The organism is Ruegeria sp. HKCCA5763 (assembly GCF_013034545.1).
Lineage (GTDB): Bacteria > Pseudomonadota > Alphaproteobacteria > Rhodobacterales > Rhodobacteraceae > Ruegeria.
On record NZ_WQGF01000004.1, the window covers coordinates 94956 to 117634 of the forward strand.

20 protein-coding genes are annotated in these 22679 nt (G+C 55.4%); 9 read left to right on the plus strand and 11 right to left on the minus strand.

Translation table 11 applies throughout. The annotated features are described in order from the left end of the window. Positions 1 to 41: 41 nt before the first annotated feature. The 7 genes from GOV89_RS08950 to GOV89_RS08980 form a co-directional block, all read right to left on the minus strand. Positions 42 to 386 carry a RidA family protein gene (locus tag GOV89_RS08950; protein ID WP_171176377.1) on the minus strand — a complete coding sequence of 115 codons (345 nt, stop codon included), beginning with the start codon at positions 384 to 386 and terminating at the stop codon, positions 42 to 44. 127 nt (positions 387 to 513) lie between these two features. After that, positions 514 to 1482: a pyridoxal-phosphate dependent enzyme gene (locus GOV89_RS08955; RefSeq protein WP_253282839.1), complete on the minus strand. Its 969-nt coding sequence runs from the start codon at positions 1480 to 1482 to the stop codon at positions 514 to 516. 79 nt (positions 1483 to 1561) lie between these two features. After that, entirely contained in the window at positions 1562 to 2290 is a 729-nt protein-coding gene (locus GOV89_RS08960; protein WP_171176379.1) for a hypothetical protein, read from the minus strand. Between the two features lie 38 nt (positions 2291 to 2328). Further along, positions 2329 to 3069: an aspartate/glutamate racemase family protein gene (locus tag GOV89_RS08965; protein ID WP_171238000.1), complete on the minus strand. Its 741-nt coding sequence runs from the start codon at positions 3067 to 3069 to the stop codon at positions 2329 to 2331. A gap of 27 nt (positions 3070 to 3096) precedes the next feature. Beyond that, positions 3097 to 4335 carry an FAD-binding oxidoreductase gene (locus GOV89_RS08970; protein WP_171176383.1) on the minus strand — a complete coding sequence of 413 codons (1239 nt, stop codon included), beginning with the start codon at positions 4333 to 4335 and terminating at the stop codon, positions 3097 to 3099. A 4-nt stretch (positions 4336 to 4339) separates the two neighbouring features. Continuing rightward, a complete protein-coding gene (locus GOV89_RS08975) occupies positions 4340 to 6553 on the minus strand; it encodes a TRAP transporter fused permease subunit (RefSeq protein WP_171176386.1) in 2214 nt (737 codons plus the stop codon). 81 nt (positions 6554 to 6634) lie between these two features. Further along, a complete protein-coding gene (locus GOV89_RS08980) occupies positions 6635 to 7642 on the minus strand; it encodes a TAXI family TRAP transporter solute-binding subunit (protein WP_171176388.1) in 1008 nt (335 codons plus the stop codon). Positions 7643 to 7770: 128 nt separating this feature from the next. On the opposite strand from GOV89_RS08980, the gene GOV89_RS08985 reads away from it, so the two are divergent. Then, complete coding sequence (locus tag GOV89_RS08985; RefSeq protein WP_171176390.1) at positions 7771 to 8733, plus strand: LysR family transcriptional regulator; 963 nt, start codon at positions 7771 to 7773, stop codon at positions 8731 to 8733. A gap of 318 nt (positions 8734 to 9051) precedes the next feature. After that, on the plus strand, positions 9052 to 9630 hold the full coding sequence (locus tag GOV89_RS08990) for a hypothetical protein (RefSeq protein WP_171238001.1): 579 nt from the start codon (positions 9052 to 9054) through the stop codon (positions 9628 to 9630). Positions 9631 to 9722: 92 nt separating this feature from the next. On the opposite strand, the gene GOV89_RS08995 is transcribed toward GOV89_RS08990, so the two are convergent. The 3 genes from GOV89_RS08995 to GOV89_RS09005 all read right to left on the minus strand — a co-directional run bounded on the left by GOV89_RS08995 (position 9723) and on the right by GOV89_RS09005 (position 13530). Further along, positions 9723 to 11141, minus strand: coding sequence for a tetratricopeptide repeat protein (locus tag GOV89_RS08995; RefSeq protein ID WP_171176394.1), 1419 nt, complete (start codon positions 11139 to 11141; stop codon positions 9723 to 9725). Between the two features lie 185 nt (positions 11142 to 11326). Beyond that, positions 11327 to 12562 carry a 3-sulfinopropanoyl-CoA desulfinase gene (gene acdA, locus GOV89_RS09000; protein ID WP_171176396.1) on the minus strand — a complete coding sequence of 412 codons (1236 nt, stop codon included), beginning with the start codon at positions 12560 to 12562 and terminating at the stop codon, positions 11327 to 11329. An 89-nt stretch (positions 12563 to 12651) separates the two neighbouring features. Then, positions 12652 to 13530: a LysR family transcriptional regulator gene (locus tag GOV89_RS09005; RefSeq protein WP_171236271.1), complete on the minus strand. Its 879-nt coding sequence runs from the start codon at positions 13528 to 13530 to the stop codon at positions 12652 to 12654. Positions 13531 to 13641: 111 nt separating this feature from the next. On the opposite strand from GOV89_RS09005, the gene GOV89_RS09010 reads away from it, so the two are divergent. Continuing rightward, positions 13642 to 14445: a fumarylacetoacetate hydrolase family protein gene (locus GOV89_RS09010; protein WP_371810633.1), complete on the plus strand. Its 804-nt coding sequence runs from the start codon at positions 13642 to 13644 to the stop codon at positions 14443 to 14445. A 476-nt stretch (positions 14446 to 14921) separates the two neighbouring features. On the opposite strand, the gene GOV89_RS09015 is transcribed toward GOV89_RS09010, so the two are convergent. Then, on the minus strand, positions 14922 to 15290 hold the full coding sequence (locus GOV89_RS09015) for a hypothetical protein (RefSeq protein WP_174827339.1): 369 nt from the start codon (positions 15288 to 15290) through the stop codon (positions 14922 to 14924). A 333-nt stretch (positions 15291 to 15623) separates the two neighbouring features. On the opposite strand from GOV89_RS09015, the gene GOV89_RS09020 reads away from it, so the two are divergent. The 6 genes from GOV89_RS09020 to GOV89_RS09045 are packed head-to-tail and all read left to right on the plus strand — an operon-like array spanning position 15624 to position 22679. Continuing rightward, positions 15624 to 16454, plus strand: a complete 831-nt coding sequence (locus GOV89_RS09020) for a xanthine dehydrogenase family protein subunit M (protein WP_171176402.1) — start codon at positions 15624 to 15626, stop codon at positions 16452 to 16454. Next, positions 16451 to 19189, plus strand: a complete 2739-nt coding sequence (locus GOV89_RS09025) for a molybdopterin cofactor-binding domain-containing protein (RefSeq protein ID WP_171176403.1) — start codon at positions 16451 to 16453, stop codon at positions 19187 to 19189. Before GOV89_RS09020 ends, GOV89_RS09025 begins: the two co-directional genes overlap by 4 nt. Further along, a complete protein-coding gene (locus GOV89_RS09030; protein ID WP_171176405.1) occupies positions 19186 to 20670 on the plus strand; it encodes a 6-hydroxynicotinate reductase in 1485 nt (494 codons plus the stop codon). The genes GOV89_RS09025 and GOV89_RS09030 overlap by 4 nt, the downstream gene beginning before the upstream one ends. Continuing rightward, positions 20667 to 21530, plus strand: a complete 864-nt coding sequence (locus GOV89_RS09035; protein ID WP_171176407.1) for a UPF0280 family protein — start codon at positions 20667 to 20669, stop codon at positions 21528 to 21530. The genes GOV89_RS09030 and GOV89_RS09035 overlap by 4 nt, the downstream gene beginning before the upstream one ends. After that, positions 21517 to 22098, plus strand: a complete 582-nt coding sequence (locus GOV89_RS09040) for an amino acid synthesis family protein (protein WP_171176409.1) — start codon at positions 21517 to 21519, stop codon at positions 22096 to 22098. The genes GOV89_RS09035 and GOV89_RS09040 overlap by 14 nt, the downstream gene beginning before the upstream one ends. After that, positions 22095 to 22679 (plus strand): amino acid synthesis family protein, encoded by a 585-nt coding sequence (locus GOV89_RS09045; protein ID WP_171176412.1) that lies wholly within the window; start codon positions 22095 to 22097, stop codon positions 22677 to 22679. Before GOV89_RS09040 ends, GOV89_RS09045 begins: the two co-directional genes overlap by 4 nt.

Below are 22679 nucleotides of genomic sequence, written 5' to 3' on the forward strand. Positions count from 1 at the left end.
AAAACGTATAGCTGATCTCGTCTACACCCCTGGGTTTCGGTTCAGTCGTAGGCTGCGGTCACAATCATTTCCACCTTCAAGACGCTGCGGGCGAGTTTGGACTCTCCGCAGGCGCGGGCAGGAGCGTGACCTTCGGGCACCCAAGCGTCCCAAACAGCATTCATCTCAGCAAAGTCTGCCATGTCGGCCAGCCAAATCTCGCATCTCAAAATACGACTCTTGTCGCTGCCTGCTTTGGTCAACAGGTCTTCAATCTTGGCCAAGATGTCGCGTGTTTGTTCAGCGACAGTAGCTGCGTCCGAGGTTTGCCCGCAAAGATAGGCGACGCCGTTGTGTTTAACGATCCGGCTCATGCGCTGGGCGGTTTCGATCCGAGTAATGGTCATTTCTTATGTCTTTCCAGTTGAGGAAGCTTGAGTTGAGTGCTTGTCGACGCCAAACAGCAGATGGCCGTTGAGGTCAATCGCGTTCAGCAACAATAAATCTGCCGCGCAAGTCGGCAGGCTATTGAGACTAATTTGGTTGGCTTGATTCCATGTTGTCTGCCAGTTCGTTTTGGTATCCGAAGAGCGCAGGTAGTCCCCCTGTATGCAGCAAAACAACCGTTTGCCTGGGCTGAATGTCTCCTTTACTCAGCAGGTGCAATAACCCCGCAAATGTTTTTGCGGAATAAACGGGGTCAAGGAATATTCCTTCGGTGCGCGCCATCTTTTCCAAGGCTGCACGGGTCACTTCGCTTAGTCTGCCGTAGCCAGGGGATAACACCTCGTCCAGAACGGTGACCTTGTCTTGCAAGGGCCCAGCGTCGATTTCCAGCAAATCCGCTAGTTTCTGCAGGACAGTGTTCATTCGGGTTTTTTGCTTGTGTTGATTTCGGCGAACGCAAACCCCAAACACAGAACAGGCATTCTTTTCCAGCGCGAGGCCTGCCAATATACCAGCGTGTGTTGCGCCGCTACCTGAAGGGACGACGACCGCGTCAACATTCGACATCTGCTGGCACAATTCTTGTCCGGCAGCGACGTAGCCCAAGGCACCTAAAGGTGGATGTTGTAAACCCAGATGAATGACATAGGGTTTGCGTCCTTGCACTCTCAGTTCTTCGGCCCGCGCGTGTAACGCAGCGTCGGCACCAACTTCGTTTTCGCCCTCGGGAAAGCTCAAGTGTTCCGCACCTAAAATCTTTGCAAGCAACACATTCCCGGACCTGTAATACTCCTTACCCATATCTGGTACACGCTCTTCCAGCTGCAGCACGGATTGCATGCCCAATTTGGCAGCCGCAGCTGCCGCAGATCGAACAAAGTTAGACTGAACAGCGCCAGTGATCAGAATAGTGTCGGCGCCTTGTCGAACAGCATCGCCAAAGTAGAATTCAAGTTGCCGCGTTTTATTTCCGCCAAATCCAAGACCTGTCAGATCATCACGTTTCAACCATAGGTCTATACCCAGTTCTAAAGACAGCCTGTCCAACCGCTCCAAGGGTGTAGGGCCAGACATGAGTTGGGCTCTAGGGAACCTGTCCAGAATGTTTTTTTGCATCATGGTTTGACCTTCGAAGTTACGCGATCGTCAATGCGCGATGAAAAAGAACACCGCAGGCGATAAAGGAAATCACGCGGATGGCAGTCGTGACCAGTGTCTGCGGTAAGTGGGGGCCTACAGTGCGACCAAGCAGGCTGCCTGTCAGTGTGAGCGCGATAAAACCCCAAAGTTGCGGGCCAAAACTGAGCATCTGAGTCTCTGTCAGGCAGTGTAAAACAAAAGCGATACCGTACGCCACCAGCGCAATGGGTTGCACCAGTTTTGCAACCTCTTTGGCGGAATGGCCTTTCGCAATCAATCCGAAAACCATTAGCGGGCCGGGCGTCGCCGCCCAAACGGTTGCCACCCCTGACAAACCGGAAACGGTTGAAAATCCTGCTGTACCAATTGAGCAACGAACGGGCAGCAAAGTCGTAAGAAGCCCAATCAGCAAAAGGCTGGCCGTCAGAACAAGGACAAACGCTTCGCTTAGCCAGGGGTAGATCGAGAGGCCTGACACCACTCCGACGAGGCAACCAATGATTGCCGTGCGAATTGTCTGTTTGTCGCTCTTCAGCACCCGTTGGTCTGTTGCGACCGCTGAAACGACAGTGTTCAAAAGTAGCAGTATCGGAACTGCTGTTGCCGTTCCAAGAAGGATCATCATCGGTGGCCCGGCAATGATGCTAAATCCGATGCCGACACCGACCTGCATCATAGCACCAAGGCCTATGGCGACCATCAAGATAGAATAGTCAACGGACACTGATTTCCCCGTTGTCCCTCATGATACTGCAGGCGCTTTTACGCCCAAGGCATGAGGCCTCCATAAGTTTTGCGCGTGGCAACGGTATGCGCCATCTGTGCCAATGTCGTCAAATCGAAGACTGGAAGACGCAGCTCTTCCTGAAGGAGCGCGGCATATGGCGGCAAATCGGTACATTCCAAAACCAGCGACCGAATATCAGGTGCACGTTGTATGAGCTTTCGCGCAGCTTCCAGAACTTCGGCCTCGATCAGGTCGGTGTCCATGCGTGTCCGCGTGTTCCGTAAGATCACCTCTGCGAATTCATTGGTGTCTTCTAAACCTTGCACTGCAACGGGGATGGTAGCTGCTCCGACACCTTCGAAGTGCTTCGCTGTCAGCGCTGAAGCGTCTGCAGTCAGCACGCCCACTGGAGCACTTGCTCCGGTCATATGAAAGGCCAGAGGCACCTGAATAAGACTGGATGCAAAGACAGGTACAGAAACAGCCGCGGCCAGTTCTTTTTGGAACAACGCCAGAAAACCGCAGCTTCCGGTGATGGCCCGAACACCTTCGGCTTCAAGGCGTTTTGCGCCCTCAATAAATGGAGCCAGCAACTCAGGCGTTGGGTTGTTTAGAAGGGTAGGGACGGTGATCCCGCTTATCATTTTGTAGAGCACCGGAAACGGAAGGCTGGACGGATTCTTGATGTGTCCTGGGGGTTTGGGGAAATAACTTTCAAGGCACAAAACCCCGATCGAAGCCCCGCAAATGTTTTGACCGCCATTGTAGATTGGCATGTGCTCAGGTCCTTTCGAATTGGAGATTTAGAAACGGTCCAGCGAAAATGGGGCCAAATCGATATTTGGGCTGCGATCAGACACAAGGTCTGCCACAAGTTCCCCAGTCTTCGGCGCCATCATCAGGCCGTAGTGAGAGTGTCCAAACGCGGCAAATAAACCGTCTTTGCCCTTCAGCGGCCCAATCGCAGGCAGGCTGTCGGGAAAAGAGGGGCGACGGCCCATCCAAAACTGCGGTTCGCCTGTATTAAGCTCCGGCACCAATGCTTTGGCTTGCTCGGTCAGAATCTTTTCTTTTCGTGGATTGGCTGGAGCATCGACGCTTGCGAACTCGGCTGTACCAGCAACTCTCAATCCACCTTGCATCGAGCTTGCGACGATCTTTGCATCCACGTCCATGACCGAATTGTTCAGCACCGCAGAGGGGTTAGGGAATTCAACATGGTAACCCCGTTCAGCCACAAGTGGTACGGGAAGTCCTAATGGCTTCAGCAGGTCGGCAGACCATACCCCGGCGGCAAGAACGACATGATGTGCATGTATTTTGCCTTGCGAAGTATCAAGCTGCCAATTGCCTCCTTCGGCTTGTGTCAGCTTGGCGACTTCGGTTCGCACGAATTCGGCCCCTTGCGCGCGCGCTTTTTCTGCAAGCACAGTGCCCAAGCGTCCCGGAGAGATCGCGCGCGCCTGGCCTTTGATCACAATTGCGGCCTTGAACGCTTTTGAAAGCGCAGGTTCCAGGCGCCGCAACTCGGCGCTGTCGACACGCTCCAATTCCCCGCCTTTTTCTCGGCGGATCCGATAACCAAGCTCGTCCAGGCTGGCCTGATCAGAATTGCGGAAAGCGTGGATGTAATAACTGTCGGCAATTAAATCTTCATGCCCGGTGCCGTGCAGATGCCGACGGTACAAATCGATGGATGGACGGCACAAAAGCTCCATCGCATCCGAGACTTCACGAACGGTTTTTTCGCCGGATTTTCCCAGAAAGCGCATCCCCCAAGGTATCATCTTCGGCCAGAATGACGCCCGTACCGACAGCGCACTTTTCGGATCCAACAGCATTTGTGGCAGTTTCTTCCAAATTCCAGGAACTGCCTGAGGAATTATCGACCAGGGTGACACCACGCCTGCATTGCCAAATGATGTTTCCTGGCCTGGCTCACCCCGGTCTACAAGACGGACCGGTATGCCCCGCTCTTGCAACGACAGCGCGCAACAAATTCCGACGATGCCAGCGCCTATGATGGTAACTTGTTGTGTCATCCTGTCAGGCCGGAGAATGGGTGCGATTGCGCGCGATCAATTGGGTGATGATGACTGGCGAGGCCACTGCCAACGCGATCAGGTCCGCTGTCAGGCTTGGCGCGACGAAGATCACCCCCGCGATCGCCATCAAAATACGCGACGCTATGTTCAATGACTTCAGCCAGTAACCGACCACAGCTGCGGACAGGGCGATGACACCGGCGATACAGCTGGCCGCAGTGTACGTGAACTCCCACAGATCAAAACCGGTTGAGGATACAAACAACAGCACCGGAGCGTAGACAAAAGCCATTGGCGCGATCACCTTGCCCAGCCCAAGGGTAAAGGCGGACAAACCGGTTCGGAATGGGTTGGAGTTCGCAATGGCCGCTGCCGCGTAGGCTGAGGTGCAGACCGGAGGTGTGATCTCGGACACAACACCATAGTACAACACGAACAGATGACTTGCGATGGGTGGAACGCCCAACTGCGCCAGTGCTGGCTGTGCTACAGAGACCAGCATGATGTATAGTGCAGTGGTGGGAATGCCTGCACCCATCAGGATGCACACCACGGCTATGAAAACAAGCGAGATAAACAGCTGAAGGTCTTCCATGGCAAACAACTGGAAGCTGCCGAACGAGATCATGTTGTAAAGATCAGCCGCCAGATTCCCCGCGCCCTGCGTCACCATGAATCCGATGCGGAAGCCGATGCCGGTGGTGTTGATCACACCGACAACAATGCCAACCGCGGCCGCCGCAGCACCCACGGCCAGTGAGTATTTTACGCCCAGTTCGACCGCTTGCAGCATTTCAGGTACTTCGATGCGTTTCTGGGGGTTCAACGTTGCGACTGCTGAAAGCCCACATAAGATCAGGGTCATGTTCAGGTCGAATCCGCCGTCCGAGAATTTCCAAAGCACAAAGGCCAAAAAGGCTGCCGCGTAAATCAAGGTTGGAGGTTGCCTGAGCCGCGACATGCCTGCGATGACCGCAAGTGAGATTCCGCAGAAAGCTGACATGAACGGCGTGTAGCCAGTGAACAATACGACAAGCAGTCCAATCAGAGGCACGATATTGGCCCAACCTTCGGCCCAGACGGCTTTGAGTTGCGGCAGTTGTTCCTTGGCAAGGCCCTGTAGGTTCAGTTTGCGTGCCATCAGATGCACCACGGCAAAGACGCCTACGTAGTGGAGGATGGCCGGGAAGATCGCCGCGATGACGATTGTGGTATAAGGAACTTCAAGAAATTCGGCCATGATGAAGGCGGCGGCCCCCATGATCGGTGGGGTGATTTGTCCACCAGCCGAAGACGCGGCCTCGACACCCCCGGCAAAGTGGCCGGGGTATCCTAGGCGCTTCATGTTGGGAATTGTCAGCGCGCCGGTTGATACGGTGTTGGCCACCGAAGACCCCGAGATCGTGCCGAAGAAGGCCGAGGACACCACCGACACTTTTGCCGGACCGCCTGTATAGCGGCCCGCCAAAATTGTAGCGTTGTCGATGAACAATTGTCCCAATCCGGTGCGCTGGGCGATGACGCCAAACAGGACAAAATGAAAGACGATGGTTGAAACAACCCACAGAGTGACCCCGTAGATACCCTCTTGCGGGAAGTACATCGACGAAACGAAGGTTTTGAAGTTCACGCCGGGATGTTGCAACAACCCGGGGAAGTACGGCCCCAGCAGGGCGTATGAGATAAAGACACAGATGATCAGCGGAAGCACCCACCCTAACGTGCGGCGGGCTATATCCAGCACCAGCAGGATGATGATGACGCCAAGAAACACATCATATCCGTTGGGATTGCCCATTCGGAAGGTCTGTTCCTCGATTCCCAGAAACGGGATGCCGCGCCAGGCAAGACCAACATACAACGCGGCCGTGATGCCAAGCGCCATGAAAACCAGGTCATAGAGGGGGATATTCCCAATGCGGAACCGGCTGACCTTAAGGGCATATAGGCTCTTGGCCCCGACAATCGGGATCGTGGCGTAGACAAGAATGAACAGCAGCGCCAAATAGATACCCATATGCCAATGGTCGGCGGGCAGGCCAAATCCGGCAGTAAAAAATTCATAAAACGCAAAGATCAGGGCGACAACGCGCAGCACCTTGCCTGTGGTGGGCGTGACTTGCCGGACGGCAGCACCTTCATCGAACTGTTCTTCGATGGCCGCCAGTTCCTCGGCCGTCAGTTCGTGGTCATCAAGTTTCTGGGTCTCGGACATGATGGCCCCCCGATTTCGCAAATTTCCAGAGTGCGGTGCCCCGCATAAGGGGCACCAGCGACAGGTTTCAATTGGGTTCGTTTACTGAAGCAGACCGGCTTCTTTATAGAATTTCTCGGCACCCGGATGCAGCGGAACACCCAAGGCTTCGACACCGTCCAGCGCCGTGTCAGGCGTGATCTGCTTGCCTTTTGCATGGCCATTGTCCAGCAGTTTGCGGGTGTTGTCGTTCCACAAAGCTTTGGTCAACTGATAAACTAGGTCTTCCGACAACTCAGAGGACACCACAAGCATCGCGCTGACCGCAGGGGTCTTGGTTTCTGCGTCGATTCCTTCATAAACGCCGCCAGGGATGGCGGACGGGATATAGGCTGGGATGATCTCGTTGATCTTCGCCAGATCTTCGTCGCTGAAGGAATACAGGTTCATGCCTTTGGTCGAAGACAACTGCACCATCGCGGCAACAGGCCAACCTGCAGCGTAGAAATAGGCGTCCAACTGACCATCTGCCAGACGCTCGGCGCTTTGGCTGTTGTTCAGCTCGGCTTCTTCCATGTTGTCGCGGTTGACGCCCCAGGCGTCCAACATCTGCAAAACTGCAACCTGCGTACCAGAACCGGCCTGCGCAATACCAACGCGTTTTCCTTCCAGATCGCTCAGATCGTTGATCGTCTCACCGGCTGGAAGCACCAGATGCAGGTCTTCGGGGAACAGGTTTGCGACGATGCGCAGGTTGGGGTGGGGTTTGCCTTCAAATTTGCCTTCGCCAAGATACATCGAGCGGGTCACGTCGGCTGCGGCAAGACCGGCCTCAAGCTCGCCATTCTGTACGGCAGCATTGTTAAAGACAGACGCAGTTGTCGATTGTGCAATCGCGATGAGTCCTGGTACGCCGCATTGGCCACCCTCTTCGCAAGGACGCGAGCCCGGAGGGGCCGAGATACCGTTCGCAATGGTGCCACCGATGGGGAAATAGGTTCCACCAGCTCCACCGGTGCCGATGCGGAAAAAGGTCGGATCCTGCGCCAGCGCCGGTGCGGCCAGCGCACCAGCCAAAGCCAGACCCGTCAGACATTTCACTAGTTTCATAGTCGTCTCCGTTGTTGGATCGTGGGATTCGGTTTTCCCGAACCTCGATCCTGAGAGCGTAAAGACAAATTTCATTAATACAAATTTGTTATATTTCACAAAACTAAAGTTTAGCTTATATATGAGTTATGAACCTGACACAGCTCACAGTCTTTCGCGAAGTTATGGAAACAGGCTCCATCGCTCAGACGGCCAGAAAGCTGAACCGCACCCAACCAGCGATCAGCTTGGCACTGAAGAACCTGGAAAAAACTCTGGGTTTGACATTGTTTGAGCGTAAAGGGCGGCGGTTGGTGCCGGTCCCCGAAGCGCATTATTTGCTTGCTGAGACGACTGGTATCTTGGACCGTCTAGCTGCGATCTCCAACACAATGGAGGGGCTTATTAAAGGGCATTCAGGCAGCCTGAATATTGCAACCATGCCCGGTCCTTCTGCCTTTTTGTTTCCGCGGTTTATTAGCCAGTCAGTTGGTGAAAACCCTGACATTAAAATCACTTTGTCAACGCGCAGCTCACCGCAAATTATCGAGCTTGCGGGAACACAGAATATCGATTTTGGCTTTGCGGATTTCGAACATTCCAACGGTAAAGGGCCGCAGTATTCCGTCGAATTGATTATGGCGGATTGTTTCTGTGCCATTGACCGAGAAAACCCGCTTGCCGTACGTGATCGCATCTCGGTCTCCGATCTCGACGGGGTTCCAATGGGTGGTCTTCATGAGACGCACCCGTTTCAGCGCAAAATAAGGGCACAGTTCCAAGGGGCCTCTGCTCAGTATAACTCGACGGTGACCTGTCAGTACTTTTTACCCCTGATCCCCTTCGTAAGTTCGGGGCAGTGTTGCACAATCGTGGATCCTCTAACCGTTGCAACCGAACGGGAATTGCAGCTGTCTGGCGGAAAGGTCGTGTTTCTGCCCATCGAAAGCCCACTTAGGTATGAATACGCGATATTAGAGCCAGTACACCGCCCTCCTTCACAGTTGGCCCTGAACATCAAAGCGGGCTGGAAATCTGAAGTCCTTGCGATGCTTGAGGATGTGTCTGCCAATCCCAGCACCAGTATTGTCAGAACAGAGGGGGAGGCATAGTAGTGCCTAACTGCGCGGGGCGGCATACGCTTAGACAACGCTTGGATCATCTCACGTTTAATCATTCGAATACGTAGCTTACCAATAATGAAGGGCCGCTTTTCAAAGGGGTAATTGTTTTCCCTACTCGTATCGTGCACAGCCTTCTTGCTATTTCTTTGGTATACTTTCTTACTACATTTGCCGCGTACGCCCACTCCGGCGATGGGTATGGTGGTGGTTTTGCGGCGCGGGTGGTCTGATTGCTTTTGCCGGGATTGCGTTTCTCACGGGTGTCGCCTGAGGATGAACGACCCCAAACCCCTTGCATCTGTCCCATTGGTGTTGGTGGCCGATCCGGCGTCGGCACATAGTTCCCTGCCGGGTATCGAGGGGTTTTACGTTGGAATAATCCACCCCTTTTCAACGCCACCGCAAGCCCTGCTGATGATTGGCCTGCGTTTGCTTGCTGGCGGGTTCAAACCAGCACATGCGAGATTTCTTCTTGTAAGCTTTTTTGTCACCAGCCTAGCTGGCCTCATTTTCGCGATTGGCTTTGCTGAAATCGATTCAATGATGTTTGCAATGGCCTTTTTGGCTTGTTCAACGGCTGCACTTTTTCCCGGAAAACCTACGCTTCTTGCAACCTTAGTGATCGGGCTGGGTGCATTTTTGATCGGTGATGCTTCGGTGCCGGACGATGGCCCATCCCAAGACAGGGTGTTCACGATGTCCGGTTCGATGATCGGTGCCAACTTAGGTTTGCTGTATCTTGTGGGTATTTGCTTTTTGGTCGGGAAGCACTTTACACGGCCGTGGGTTGGAATTTCTTTCCGTGTAATTGCAGCGTGGTTGGGTGCCGTTTCGCTTTTAATGTTGGCTCTCAGTTTTTCAAGTACGAACCTGACCACCCAATAGGTAAGTAAGTTCACTTCACAATGGCGGCACAGCGTCACCGGTCGGGGCGCTTAAAGGCCTTTTCATATGTAAACCGAAAGGGTCTGGCCCGATCACGCAAGGATTAGGGATTGCGCCTTGGCTATCGCCCGATCAGCATTGGAAGTGTCGCCCAACCCTTTGAACGCCCGCGCTACGGCCCGCCAGTTCTGCGCCGAGGTTGGTTTGAGTGCGGTGCGCTCGTTGGCCAAGGCCAGTGCAAGATCAAACCGACGCGCACGTAAGGCGGCCTCCAACAATGTCCAACCGATGATGTCACGCTGAGCAAAGGATCCGCCAAGCCGGTGGGTCAGGTAGCGGACGGGCAAAAGCCGATCCACGCAATCACCATATTTCTCATTCTTGAAATCGCGCATGGCCAGGCAGAAAGGCATACCAATCTCACGGCTCATGGCGACGTTGGCATCAGACGCGTTTTCTAGATATCGCTCATTGGCCGTCAATAGCTTGTCTTGTGCCTCGACCCTGTTATCTGACACAAAGGTCATCATCGCGTGGACATCGTTAAACGCATAAAGCGTGTCCTGCGCGGCGGGCTCCCACTTGTCCGCGAGGTGTTTCCATCGGTCGCCAGACTCTTGGCCAACAAGGTTGATGCGCCACAGCAAGGCTGAAGCGTCCAGTTCCTCATATTTATTGCCGTCCTTCTGGCGCGAGTCCAAATGCGCATCGAAAATTTCGTACACCTTGTCGTATTGCTCGATATCAAGGTGGTAGAGTGCGGTGTGCCACCAAAGGTGATTGGCGAAATTGGACGTGCCCCATTCACCTGCGCGTTCTTGCATGAACCGCACGCCGCCCATCTGGCGGCCACGCATTTCCATAACGTGGGCGACAGCATGCACGGCGTAGGGGTGATCAGGGCGAATGGCCAAAGCCTGACGCGCCAATTGTTCGGCGTGGGAAAAGTCACGGTTCTCTTCGAGGCCAAAAGCATAGAAACCCAGCACGAATTCGTATCCGGGTATACTTTCTTCCCAGAGCGTGGAGGCGCGGGCGACCACGTCGCGCTGCCCAGCGACGTCTCCTAGAAGAACGTCGGTGTAGTGAACCAACTCCATTGCCAAGAGGTCCATGGGGTATTTTACCAGCACGGCCTCCCATTTCTGCACCGCACCGTAGAAATCACCATTTACCCAGGCTTTGACCGCCTCGTAATGGCCAATCTCGCGATCATTGGCGGATTTGAGGCGCTTGCCCGCCTCGTCCAAAGCCGCGACCATCTCGCTGTAGATGCGAGTTTCCATGGATTGGGTCAGCCAACCGGCCTTAAAAAGCCAACCCATGATAAATTCAGGATGCTCGGCCAGAACCGCGTCGATTTCCGCAATCGCGTCGCCCCGAAAAGACAACGACATCTCAATCGCGCGTTCCAATCCGTCAATGGCCTTGGAGTCTTTATACGAGATTGGCACGCCCCGACAATCGGTGAAAGTTGCCCGTTTGTGTGAGACTTCAGATACGGCCGTCATGCGCACTCCTTCCAACAAAAGCTGAAATTAAGGTGAAGGTATTCCGCTGGAAAGCTAAGCCAATTGCAAGTCTAAGTTGCTCACGCCGTCGGTTGTGCATTCTCCGGGAAACGTCACGCCTTCCGCGCCGCTTCAAAGCCAGGGGATGCGCTTTGTCCAATACGTCTTGGTCTCTGATTGTTTCTTCAAGCGTTTTCGTTTTTCGGAAGATATCCACCCCGTGTTTGCGGGGTTTTCATTTTCAAAACCTGTCCAGCCACGAGGTTGCGCAGCATTTGCGCCGTGCCGCCGCCTATTGTGAACATTCGTGCATCACGCATCATGCGCTCGATGGGAGTGTTGCGCGAATACCCGCGTGCGCCGTGTAACTGCAACGCGTCGTTGGTCACTTTCACCGCCATTTCCGAGGCGAAGACCTTGGCTTGCGCCGCCAACATGGGATCAGGAAAACCTAAGTGCTGTCGGTCTGCACTGGCCGCTGCGCGCCAGATCATCATCCGAGCGGCATCAATCTGCATCGACATATCGGCAATAATCCACTGCAGACCCTGGAATTCGGCAATCGGGCGACCGAACTGCTCGCGCGTTTTTACAAACGCCAACGTTGCCTCATACGCTCCGCGTGCGATCCCAAGCGCGACCGCCGCCGCCCCGACGCGTTGCGCATTGTAGGCGTTCATCAATGCGGAAAAGCCATGCTTCAGCCCGTCGGGCGGTGAAATCAACCGGTCCAGGGGCAGGCGCAGATTATCCAGAATGACCTCGGTTTCCGGGATGCCACGAAGGCCCAGCGTCGGCTCACGCGCGCCGATCATCAGCCCGTCTTCGCCCAGATAGCCTATAAAGCCACCGATCCCTTTGAATTCGCCCTCTTCAATAACTCTGGCAAAGATCAAATAGAGCTGCGAGACGCCACCTCCCGTGATCCAGTGTTTCTTTCCCTTCAAAACCCATGCATTGCCTTCGCGCACCGCTGTAGTGGTCATTTCGGTCGCGGCGCTTCCTGCATCAGGCTCTGTGATACAGATTGCCGGTTTGTCACCGGCCAACACATGCGCTGCCGCACTTTTCTTTTGGTCGTGTGATCCGTAGGTGATAATCGCGCCGACGGCTCCCATATTTCCTTCAACAGCGATCCGACCCGATACTCCACATTTTGCAGCCAACTCTTCAACAACAAGTGCGACGTCAAAATAGCTGTGACCAGGACCGCCAAGCGATTTGGGAACGCTCATGCCCATTAGCCCCGATTTGGTCATCGCTTCGACAACGCGGACCGGATACCTCTCGGAACGATCAGTTTCTGCAGCAAGCGGGCCGGAGACGGTTTCGGCGATGTGCCGAGCCTTGTTTTGAATTTCGCGTTGTCTGACGGATAGCTCGAATGACGGGGTTGCTGAATAGTTAGCGTCTTGAAGCATGGTGCGCTCGCCTTGTTGATAAAGTCAGCATAGCATCGCCAAAAAAATTTATGTTAGTTTCAATTTCTTGTTTCTTGCATGAGGTTTCCTCATGAAGACTGCAGCGCCCCTATGAAAGTATCGATTACAAGATCTGCCCGGCCGTCGGAGTTTGTGAAAGCTCCGATCTCTCGGGAAAACGGCGGATCCCCAAAAGGAAGCGTGCGCAGGCGGTTCGAAAATGGCCGACGACCTTTGCAGAGCGGAACAATCGAAACCCCGAGCCCCTCACTGACAAGATTGGAAATTGCATCCAGTGAGTCGATCTCCATCGCACTTTTCACGTCAATGTTCTGAGCACGCAGTTCTTCTTCAATGCTCTGGCCTGCCCAAGTCTTACGGTTGAACCAGATAAACGGTTGCGTGCGCAGCAAGTCCTGCCATTTGTCGCCCTTGGCATGCGCTGGAGCTACAACAACGAAAGGTTCAATCGCGATACTGTGCCAATCCAGACCGGGGATCGGGTTCACAGGTTTGGTGCATATCGCAACGTCTACATGCCCATCCGTGAGCTTCTGGGCCAATGCAGATGAACTTCCGTTTTTTACCTCGACCTGCAAGGCGGGATAGGTCGTCTGCAGCGCCTTCAGGCCAACCGTAAGGAAGCTTGCCAAGGCCGTGGGGACAGCCCCAATCGCCAATCTTGATCTGACGATCTCACCCCGTGCTACACGCGCCGACGCTTCGAAGAGGGTCAGAGTCTGTTGCGCGTGCTCTGCCAGAGCGCGTCCCCGCGCCGTCGGTACAGGGGGTCGCTTGATACGGTCAAACAACTGTACGCCCAACTCATCTTCCATGGCCTTTATCTGAAGGCTTACAGCCGAAGGCGACAGCCCGATGACTTCCCCTGCAGCAGCAAAAGATTTCTGTTCAATGACTGCGAGTAGCGTTTTGAGCTGGTTTATGTTCATAACGATGAAATTGACCACACCATCGCATCGAAATCTAGGCTTAGGGCTATAGCCCAACTGCTCTAGCATAAAATCGGAGATGAAATGAAACTTGTGCGATTTGGTTCACCGGGCCAGGAAAAACCGTGAATTGTAGACGAAGAAGGAAGGATCCGCGACTTGTCGACAGTTGTCGCTGATATCAACAGTGACGTGCTTACCGATTCCGCGCTTGAAGTTCTTCGGTCCGCGGACGTCTCCAGTCTTCCGCTAGCAGAAGAAGGGGCTCGTCTGGGGGCCTGTGTATCCGGTATCGGGAAGTTCTTGTGCATTGGGCTGGACTACAGCGATCATGCCAAGGAAGCGAATATGCCGATCCCTAGTGAGCCGATCCTGTTTATGAAAGCGACCAGTTCCATCGTCGGCGCTTTTGATGATGTCATTATCCCAAAAGGCTCTCAAAAGTCTGACTGGGAAGTTGAACTCGGGGTCGTGATTGGAAAAACTGCTCGTCATGTCTCCGAGGCGGATGCCCTTTCGTACGTCGCGGGATATTGCGTTGTAAATGACCTTTCTGAACGCGAGTTTCAAATCGAGCGGGGCGGTCAGTGGGTTAAAGGAAAATCCTGTGACACATTTGGCCCGATTGGCCCATGGCTGGTGACTCGGGATGAAGTTCCGGATCCGCAGGCACTTGCCATGTGGTTAGAAGTGGACGGCGTTCGATATCAGAATGGTTCGACCTCAACAATGATCTTTGGAGTGGCAGAACTCATCTCCTATTGCAGCCGGTTTATGACTCTGGAGCCTGGCGATATCATTTCCACCGGCACGCCTCCGGGCGTCGGTATGGGGCAAAAGCCTGAACCGGTATTTCTGAGAGAAGGTCAACAAATTCGACTTTCCATCGAAGGCCTCGGCATACAGCAACAAAACACGGTTGCTTATAGCTGAATACACCAATTTGCTGGACCAACAGCGGATTCAAAGCGGGTTCAGCTTTAGGATCTTGGCTGCACGGTGAGGGTTGTTTTACTCGCTGGACGCTGAGATCGCCCACAAAATGGAAAAAGGGACGGCGGGTGAGATACCGACCGACCCTATTTAGTTTCGGAACGTGAATTTAACCAGCCAGGCGAATTCCATCGCCGTTGTCGGGCTTGAAAAACAAGAGCCGGTCTAAATATCGTGGCGAGACACTTGATGGGCGGACAACCAAACAGGAATCAATCATTTTTTTGCTTGTTTAGGTTTGTTACTATTGCTCGATTTTGAACTTCGCGGACAATTGTTAGAGGATTTCCACGCGACGCAAATTCAATCATTTTCGTTGAATAAAGTTTCCATGCAAACTGCCAAAGCTTCCATGGTAGCAACAAAGCGAGGCAGGTTAAGGGGGTCATATTCGAAGGCAAGTCTGAAGTACAACATCAGATGGTGCGCCGATTTTCATTGATCGACTTTTTCAGCCCGCTTTCAAGAATCTCGGAGAATCCTGCACGCCAAGGAAGGCGGCTGCGTTCCAGTGAGACGCTTTGGCCAGTGGTTGCCCGAAATCGCAGGCGGTCGACCATCAGGACATCGGTGCCAGCCGTATCAGGTGCACCTACCAGATCCATTTCTCCACGCGCTAAACGAAAGACGCGCGTGGCGAGTTCGGTTTCACCTGAGGACAATGTCACGCTCCATCCCGTGTGATCGTCGACGGTTTTGCCGCCGAAAGTGACAAATGATCCAACCCCGCGCCTCGTTGTGATCAGGCCCTTGCGGCTGAGGATCTCCAGGCTTTTTCGTACCATGTTGCGACTGACCTAGAACCGCTTGTTCAGCGTGTTCTCACTGGCCTGCGGCGCACCCTTGTCCAGCCTGCCGGATCGGATCCCCTCCTCTAGCGTGAGGGCGACCCGCACCGATTTCGGAGCGCCGATCTGTTCAGCACTTGTTGCGTCATGTTCCCTAGCCAGCTTCGGAATTCTGTCAACACAGACGTGTGCAGTTCGGGGTTCCAGTGAATGCGACACCAACAGACTGCCCGGAACGCATCCCGTTCTTCTTCGTTCCCTGGCCAGTCATGTTGACTTTAGTGGAAACTCCCTCTTATCATTAGTACGCTAACGAAAATGGATTTGTGCATGGCCTACTCACAACCAAGCTTGCTGTCGGATGCGCTGTGTCTTCGTAAGCAGGCTGGGGTTCGTGTAATCGCGGGTGGCACAGATTTTTATCCGGCACTACGACCGGGTGAGCAGACGGAGAATGTGTTAGACATAACCAGAGTCGGTGGCCTGTCTGACATCAAGCAAACGGAAGACGCCACAAGGTTTGGTGCGGCTGCTACTTGGTCGAATGTTGTTAGAGCGGATTTGCCCGCAGCGTTTGACGCCTTGAAACAGGCAGCGCGTGAGGTCGGAAGCCTGCAAATCCAGAACGCGGGCACGATTGCCGGGAACATTTGCAACGCGTCACCGGCGGCAGATGGTGTTCCGCCTCTGCTGGCCTTGAACGCTGAGGTTGAGCTTGCCAGCGCAGCGCGAGGGACACGCATTCTGCCGTTGGGCGAATTTATTACGGGCGTGCGGCAAACGGTGCTTAGAGAAGATGAGCTGGTGACAGCCATCATTGTGCCAAAACAACATGTCCGCATGACATCCGGCTTTGAGAAGCTAGGCAGCCGCCGCTATTTGGTCATCTCGATTGCCATGACGGCGGTTAACATCCTGCTGGATGCACAGGGCAAAATCGCAGATGCCCGCGTCGCCGTAGGGTCCTGTTCCGCTGTGGCGCAGCGGCTGACAGCGCTGGAAGCGCGTTTGATCGGGCAGGATCCCTATAAACTAAGGATTTCGCAGGACGACATCGCGAGTCTGACGCCCATTGATGACGTCCGGGGGGCGGCATCGTACCGGTTCGACGCGGTGCGTCATCAAGTTCAGCGCGCAATTCACAAGGCGGTTACGTCATGAACAAAGCGTTGTCAGATACCCCGGTTCCATTCCAACTGAACGGTCGAGAGGCGGCCCCACTCGTCGCACCTGGCCAACGATTGTCCGAGGTTTTGCGTGAAAGTCTGAGTCAGCGTGATGTCAAGATCGGCTGCGACGCAGGGGATTGCGGGGCGTGTACCGTACTGATCGATGGTGACCCAGTTTGCGCCTGCCTGACCCCGGCGCATCAGGTTGCAGGGCGCAAGGTCGAGACTGTGCAGGGGTTGAACGCCCAAGACCCCGTTGCCACGAGGTTAAAGCAGAGTTTTCTGGATCATGGGGCGGCGCAGTGCGGCATCTGTACGCCGGGTATGATCGTGTCCGCTGTCGCGCTTTTGCGAGATGTGCCTGCGCCCACCGAGACGCAGGTGCAAGACGCTTTGGGTGGCGTGCTGTGTCGCTGCACGGGCTACCGCAAAATCATCGACGCTGTCATGGGCGCGCCTGCCATGGCAACCGAAACAGCAGGCCAGGTGGGTGACGCGATCCAACACTTGGATGGGATCGAAAAGGTCTCAGCTGTCGTGAAATATGGGGACGACGTGGCGCCGGCCGGGTGCCTTGAGGTTATGGTAATCCGCTCGCCCTTTGCGCGGGCAACCTTCGAAATCGGTGATCTTGAGGGGTTTGCGCAGGCGGCTGGGCTGGACGCGGTCCTGACGGTGGCGGATGTTCCGGGCCAGAATTGCTTTGGTGTCATTCCGGGGTTTGAGGATCAGCCCGTTTTCGCCGAGAGAGAAACTCGGTTCCGGGGTGAGGCGGTCGCTGCCCTGGTCGGCGCGCGGGATGCTCTGCGCGCGATTGATCCTGACGTATTGCCGATCGTTTGGACTGAGTTGCCTGCAGCTCAGGACATGGGCGCAGCTCAGAGTGTCTCTGCGGCACAGTTGCATAAGGGGCGGAATAACAACGTGATGTGCACCGGGTTTGTGACCTGCGGCGACCCTGAGGCGGCGCTGGAGCGTGCCCATGTGACTGTGGAAGGCCGATTTCAAAGCGGCTTTGTGGAACATGCCTATATAGAGCCAGAAGCGGGGTTTGCAGAACTCGTAGACGGTCGTCTTGAGGTGCATGCCTGCACGCAGGCCCCGGTGATGGATCTTGACGGGCTTTCGCTTGTTCTGGGGTTGGATCGCGCCAAAATCCGGGTGGTTCCTACTGCTGTTGGCGGCGGATTTGGTGCCAAGTTGGATATGAGCGTTCAGCCTTATCTGGCGCTTGCGGCGATTAAAACAGGCAAGCCGGTACGGCTTTGTTATTCACGCACGGAATCCATGCAAAGCTCGACCAAGCGGCACCCGTGCGACATCACACTCAGGATCGGAGCTGATGAAGATGGCAAGCTGTGCGGCTTTGACTTTCGCGGCAGCTTCGACACTGGTGCTTATGCCAGTTGGGGGCCAACGGTGGCGAACCGGGTTCCGGTCCATGCCTCGGGTCCATATCGCGTTGCGGACTATGTAGCGCAGGCCAAGGGCGTTCACACCAACAACCCGCCATCCGGTGCGTTTCGTGGTTTTGGCGTGCCGCAATCGGCCATCGCGCAAGAAAGTCTTTTTGACGAACTGGCCGAGAAATTGGGAATGGACGCGCTGGAATTCCGCATAGCGAACGCATTGGACAATGATGTGCCGACCGTGTGCGGGCAGGTTTTTGATCAGGGCGTCGGGATCAAGTCTTGTCTTGAGGCGTTGCGGCCTGCCTGGGATTTAGAACGTGCAGAGGCCGAGGGGTTCAACGCCCGCAACGAAAAGCTGAAACGCGGCGTCGGCATCGCAAGTGGCTGGTACGGGTGCGGCAACACATCTTTGCCCAACCCGTCAACCATCAAATGTGGTATTCGCGCAGATGGCTCGGTGGTGCTGCATCAAGGTGCGATGGATATTGGTCAGGGGGCCAACACCGTCATCACGCAGATATTTGCAACCGCGCTTGGGGTCGAAGCAGGTCAGATCACGCGCGTTGGCGTGGATACGGATGTAACACCTGACGCGGGCAAAACCTCGGCCTCGCGCCAGACTTTTGTCTCGGGTAATGCGGCGCGGCTTTCGGGCAAAGCGTTGCGGGCTGCGATCCTGGAGCGTTTGAATGTGGCAGAGGATGCAGTTCTGGGCTTCAGAGACCGAGAAATCCATGCAACCGATGCCGCAGGATCTCATGTTTTGACCCTGTCTGCGCTTGCAGCCGATGAAGACGGTTTTGTTCTGCGTGCGGAAGAAAGCTATGATCCTCCGACAAAACCCCTGGACGACAACGGGCAAGGGCATCCTTACGCCCAATTCGGTTATGCCGCGCATTTGGCCGTGGTCGAGGTAGATACCGCGCTGGGCATTGTCCGACCTGTGAAATTTGTCGCGGCTCATGACGTCGGCCAGGCTATCAATCCGATGCTTGTGGAAGGGCAGATTCACGGTGGGATTGCTCAGGGACTTGGCATGGCGCTGATGGAAGAATACATCCCTGGCCGGACTGAGAACCTGCATGACTATCTGATCCCGACCATTGGGGATATCCCTCCGATTGAAGCGATCATCATCGAAGAGGCTGATGCGCATGGGCCTTTCGGGGCCAAGGGTCTGGGAGAGCACGTCTTGATCCCCACCGCGCCTGCGCTTTTGAACGCGATCAAACACGCAACCGGGGTGCGGTTGTACAAAGGCCCTGCGACCCCCAGCGTCGTTCATGAGGCCCTGAAGAAGAGCGTGATGCAATGACCAATGCTTCGAAGCCCGAAAAGATCCGCTGCGATGCCTGCCCGGTGATGTGTTACATCGCCGACGGCAAGTCCGGCGCTTGTGACCGCTATGCAAACCATGGTGGTGAACTGGTACGGTTGGATCCGCTGACCATCATCCAAAGCGGGCCGGATCTTGTACCGTTTATGGGAGAGGGCGCGTCCGCGGATTGGGATGGTGACATCTTCAAAGGAGAGCGTCAGTTTGTTACTGCCGTTGGCGCAGGAACAACCTATCCCGATTACAAGCCCGCCCCCTTCATCGCCAGTCAGAAGGTTGAAGGTGTCGATATGGTCACGGTCGTGACCGAGGGGATCTTTAGCTATTGCGGTGTGAAGGTAAAAATCGACACCGACCGCCATATTGGCCACGAACGCGATGTTGTGCGCGTGGATGGCGAGCCGATCGGCCATGTAATGACATCGGAATACGGGTCAAAGATGTTGTCTTTGGGTGGTGTCGAGCACCTGACGGGTGGCAGTAAGAAAGAAGGCCGTGTGACTTGTGACGCGCTGCTGCGGCTGTGCAACCGAGAACCAGTGACCATGATAATCGGCGAAGAGGATCACGCGACAGAAGTTGTGGTGCAGGCAGGTCAACCCCCGATCATAAATGGCGTTACCGAAAGCCTAATGCGCGTGGGCTGCGGCTCGGCCACCATTGGCATGTTTCCGAAACAGTGGATCGGCCATGTGGACGACGTTGTGGTGGTGGACGATCACATAACCGGTGTTCTCAGTGAGCACGAAACAGGCAAGCAGCTAGACGTGCCGGCGACGGGGATCAAGATCAAGGGGCGCCGCTCGACGCCGGGGCGGTATTTTCAGGTGGCAGAACCCGGAACAGGGTGGGGCGGCACGGATATTGAAGATCCTCTGGCGATCCTCGGCCCGTTCAATCCCAAAACAGCCTGGGAAGGGTTGCGGTTGTTCATGGTGTCGACCACCGGTGAGCAATTCTCATATTACGAGCTTGATGCTGATCTTGTTCCGCAACAGCGAGAGGTGCCCGCGAAACTTGCGTCCTCGGCGGCGTTGATCGCGGAGAACTGCGAACCATCGGTTTGCTCGGTCCTGTTCATGGGCGGGGCAGGGGGATCGCTGCGGGCGGGTGTCACAGAAAACCCAGTGCGTCTGACCAAATCGGTTAAGGAGGCGCTGACGCATGTGTCCTGCGGTGGGGCGGATGCTTATGTTTGGCCCGGCGGCGGTATCACTGTGATGGTGGACGTTCTGGACATGCCAACCAGTTCTTTTGGCTACGTTCCAACGCCTGCTCTGGTCGCGCCTATCGAGTTCACCCTGCGCGTGAGCGACTATGCCGCGTTGGGCGGGCACGTCGACCATATGCGGCAGGTGAGTGACATAAACTCTGATCAGGCCCGTCATGTGCGGCAAAATCCCAAAGCGGGGAATCCAATGGACCTTGGCAACTACCGCTGGAAGGCAGACGCGGAATGAAACCGCACGCGCGCCTGTTGCCCGATGGCCAGCGCTTGCATTTGCAGCATGGCCCCAGCGATCTGATCGTATGGGCGGATGGCGCGCGGGATCACGCGTATCGGGCCGCAATGCGTCGGTTCGAAACCATTATTGCCGAGGTGGTCGAGGAGCTGCCTGACCTTCGTGCGATGTTGTCACCATTTACCAACCGCCCCATGGGCGCGGTGGCACGCCGAATGCATGATGCGTGTCTGCCTTTGATGAATGTAGGCTATCTAACCCGGATGGCCGCCGTGGCGGGAAGCATAGCAGACGAGGTTCTTGCGGCCATGACCAAAAACGCGGATATCACCCGCGCTTATGTCAATAACGGTGGCGACATTGCCTTACATCTGACGCCGGGGACCTCGTTCAAAACAGCGATCAAGGCCCATGACGGTAGCGATTTGGGCCGGATCGAGGTCACAGGTGCGGATCGAATTGGCGGTATCGCGACGTCGGGCCGCCACGGGCGTAGCCTGTCGTTGGGTATAGCAGACAGCGTGACAGTTCTTGCTAACTCTGCCGCCGAGGCTGATGCCGCAGCAACACTTGTTGCCAATGCAGTGGATGTGCCAGGGCACCCTTCGGTCAGCCGTCGCGCAGCCAGCGGGGTTGACGAGAACAGCGATCTTGGGGGCTTGCCTGTGGTTGTCGGTTGTGGCGCTTTATCGGCCAGCGAGTGCCAGCAAGCATTGGCCTTCGGCGTCCGTCGCGCAACATCGTTAAAGACCCACGGTTGCCTTAGAACTGCGGCACTGTTCCTTCAAGGCCACGCCGTCACGACCGGCGCACATATTTTACCCATTCAACACGAGATCCAAAATGTCCCAACTTAACGTCCGAAAGACCGCCTATTCCGTTGAGGAGATTTTCCACGAAGGTGGCCCTGTCCCTGCAACACCCTTGCGCCGGGCGGCGGCGATCGCGATCATCGAGAACCCGTTTGCAGGGCGGTACGAGCCCGACATTCAGTGGTTCATGGAGGACCTCAAGCCGCTGGGATTGAAAATGGCAAAGCGTCTGGTCGAGATGCTGGGAGGCGCTGACAAAATCGAAGGGTATGGCAAAGGCGCAATGATTGGAGAGGCCGGTGAGTTGGAGCATGGTGCACTGTGGCACGCGCCCGGCGGATACGCGATGCGCGAGCTTCTGGACAACTCGAATGCGATTGTGCCCTCATCCAAAAAGGTCGCCGGTGTGGGTGGGCGGCTGGATGTGCCGATCACCCATATCAATGCTTCATACGTGCGCAGCCATTTTGACAGCATGGAAGTTGGCTTGAATGACGCACCCAAGGCGGGCGAGATGGCCGTTATTCTTGTCATGAGCACTGGGCCCCGCATCCACGACCGGGCTGGTGGCCTGGCTGCAAAAGACATCAAAGGAGAGGATGGGCTGAGATGAATGCCAAGATCCGCAAAATTGCCGTGAACATCGAAGAAACCCATACCGAAATCGGGCGCAAGATCGACCCGGCCACGCGCAAAGCAGTTGCAGTGGCCGTGATCGAGAACCCGTTTGCAGGTGCTTATCAGGAAGACCTGAGTGCGCTGATGGAGATAGGCGCGGAATTGGGTGCGTTGTTGGGTCGCAAATGCGTCGAAGCCCTTGGTATCGCGCCCGAACAAGCTGAAAGCTATGGTAAGTCGGCCATGGTGGGAGAGAATGGCGAGTTGGAACACGCCGCTGCAATTCTGCATCCTAAACTCGGCGCACCACTGCGGAAAGAAGTAGAGAAAGGAGCGGCCTTGGTGCCGTCCTCGAAAAAGATGGGATCTCCGGGTCAGGTGCTGGATGTGCCTCTTGGACACAAGGATGCGGCCTATGTGCGCAGCCATTTCGACGGGATTGAAGTGCGCCTGAATGATGCGCCGCGCGCAAACGAGATTATGGTAGCTGTGGCAGTGACTGACAGCGGGCGGCCGCTACCGCGAGTTGGTGGCTTGACCCATGACGACGCAGAAGGCAAAGACGGGCTTCGTTAG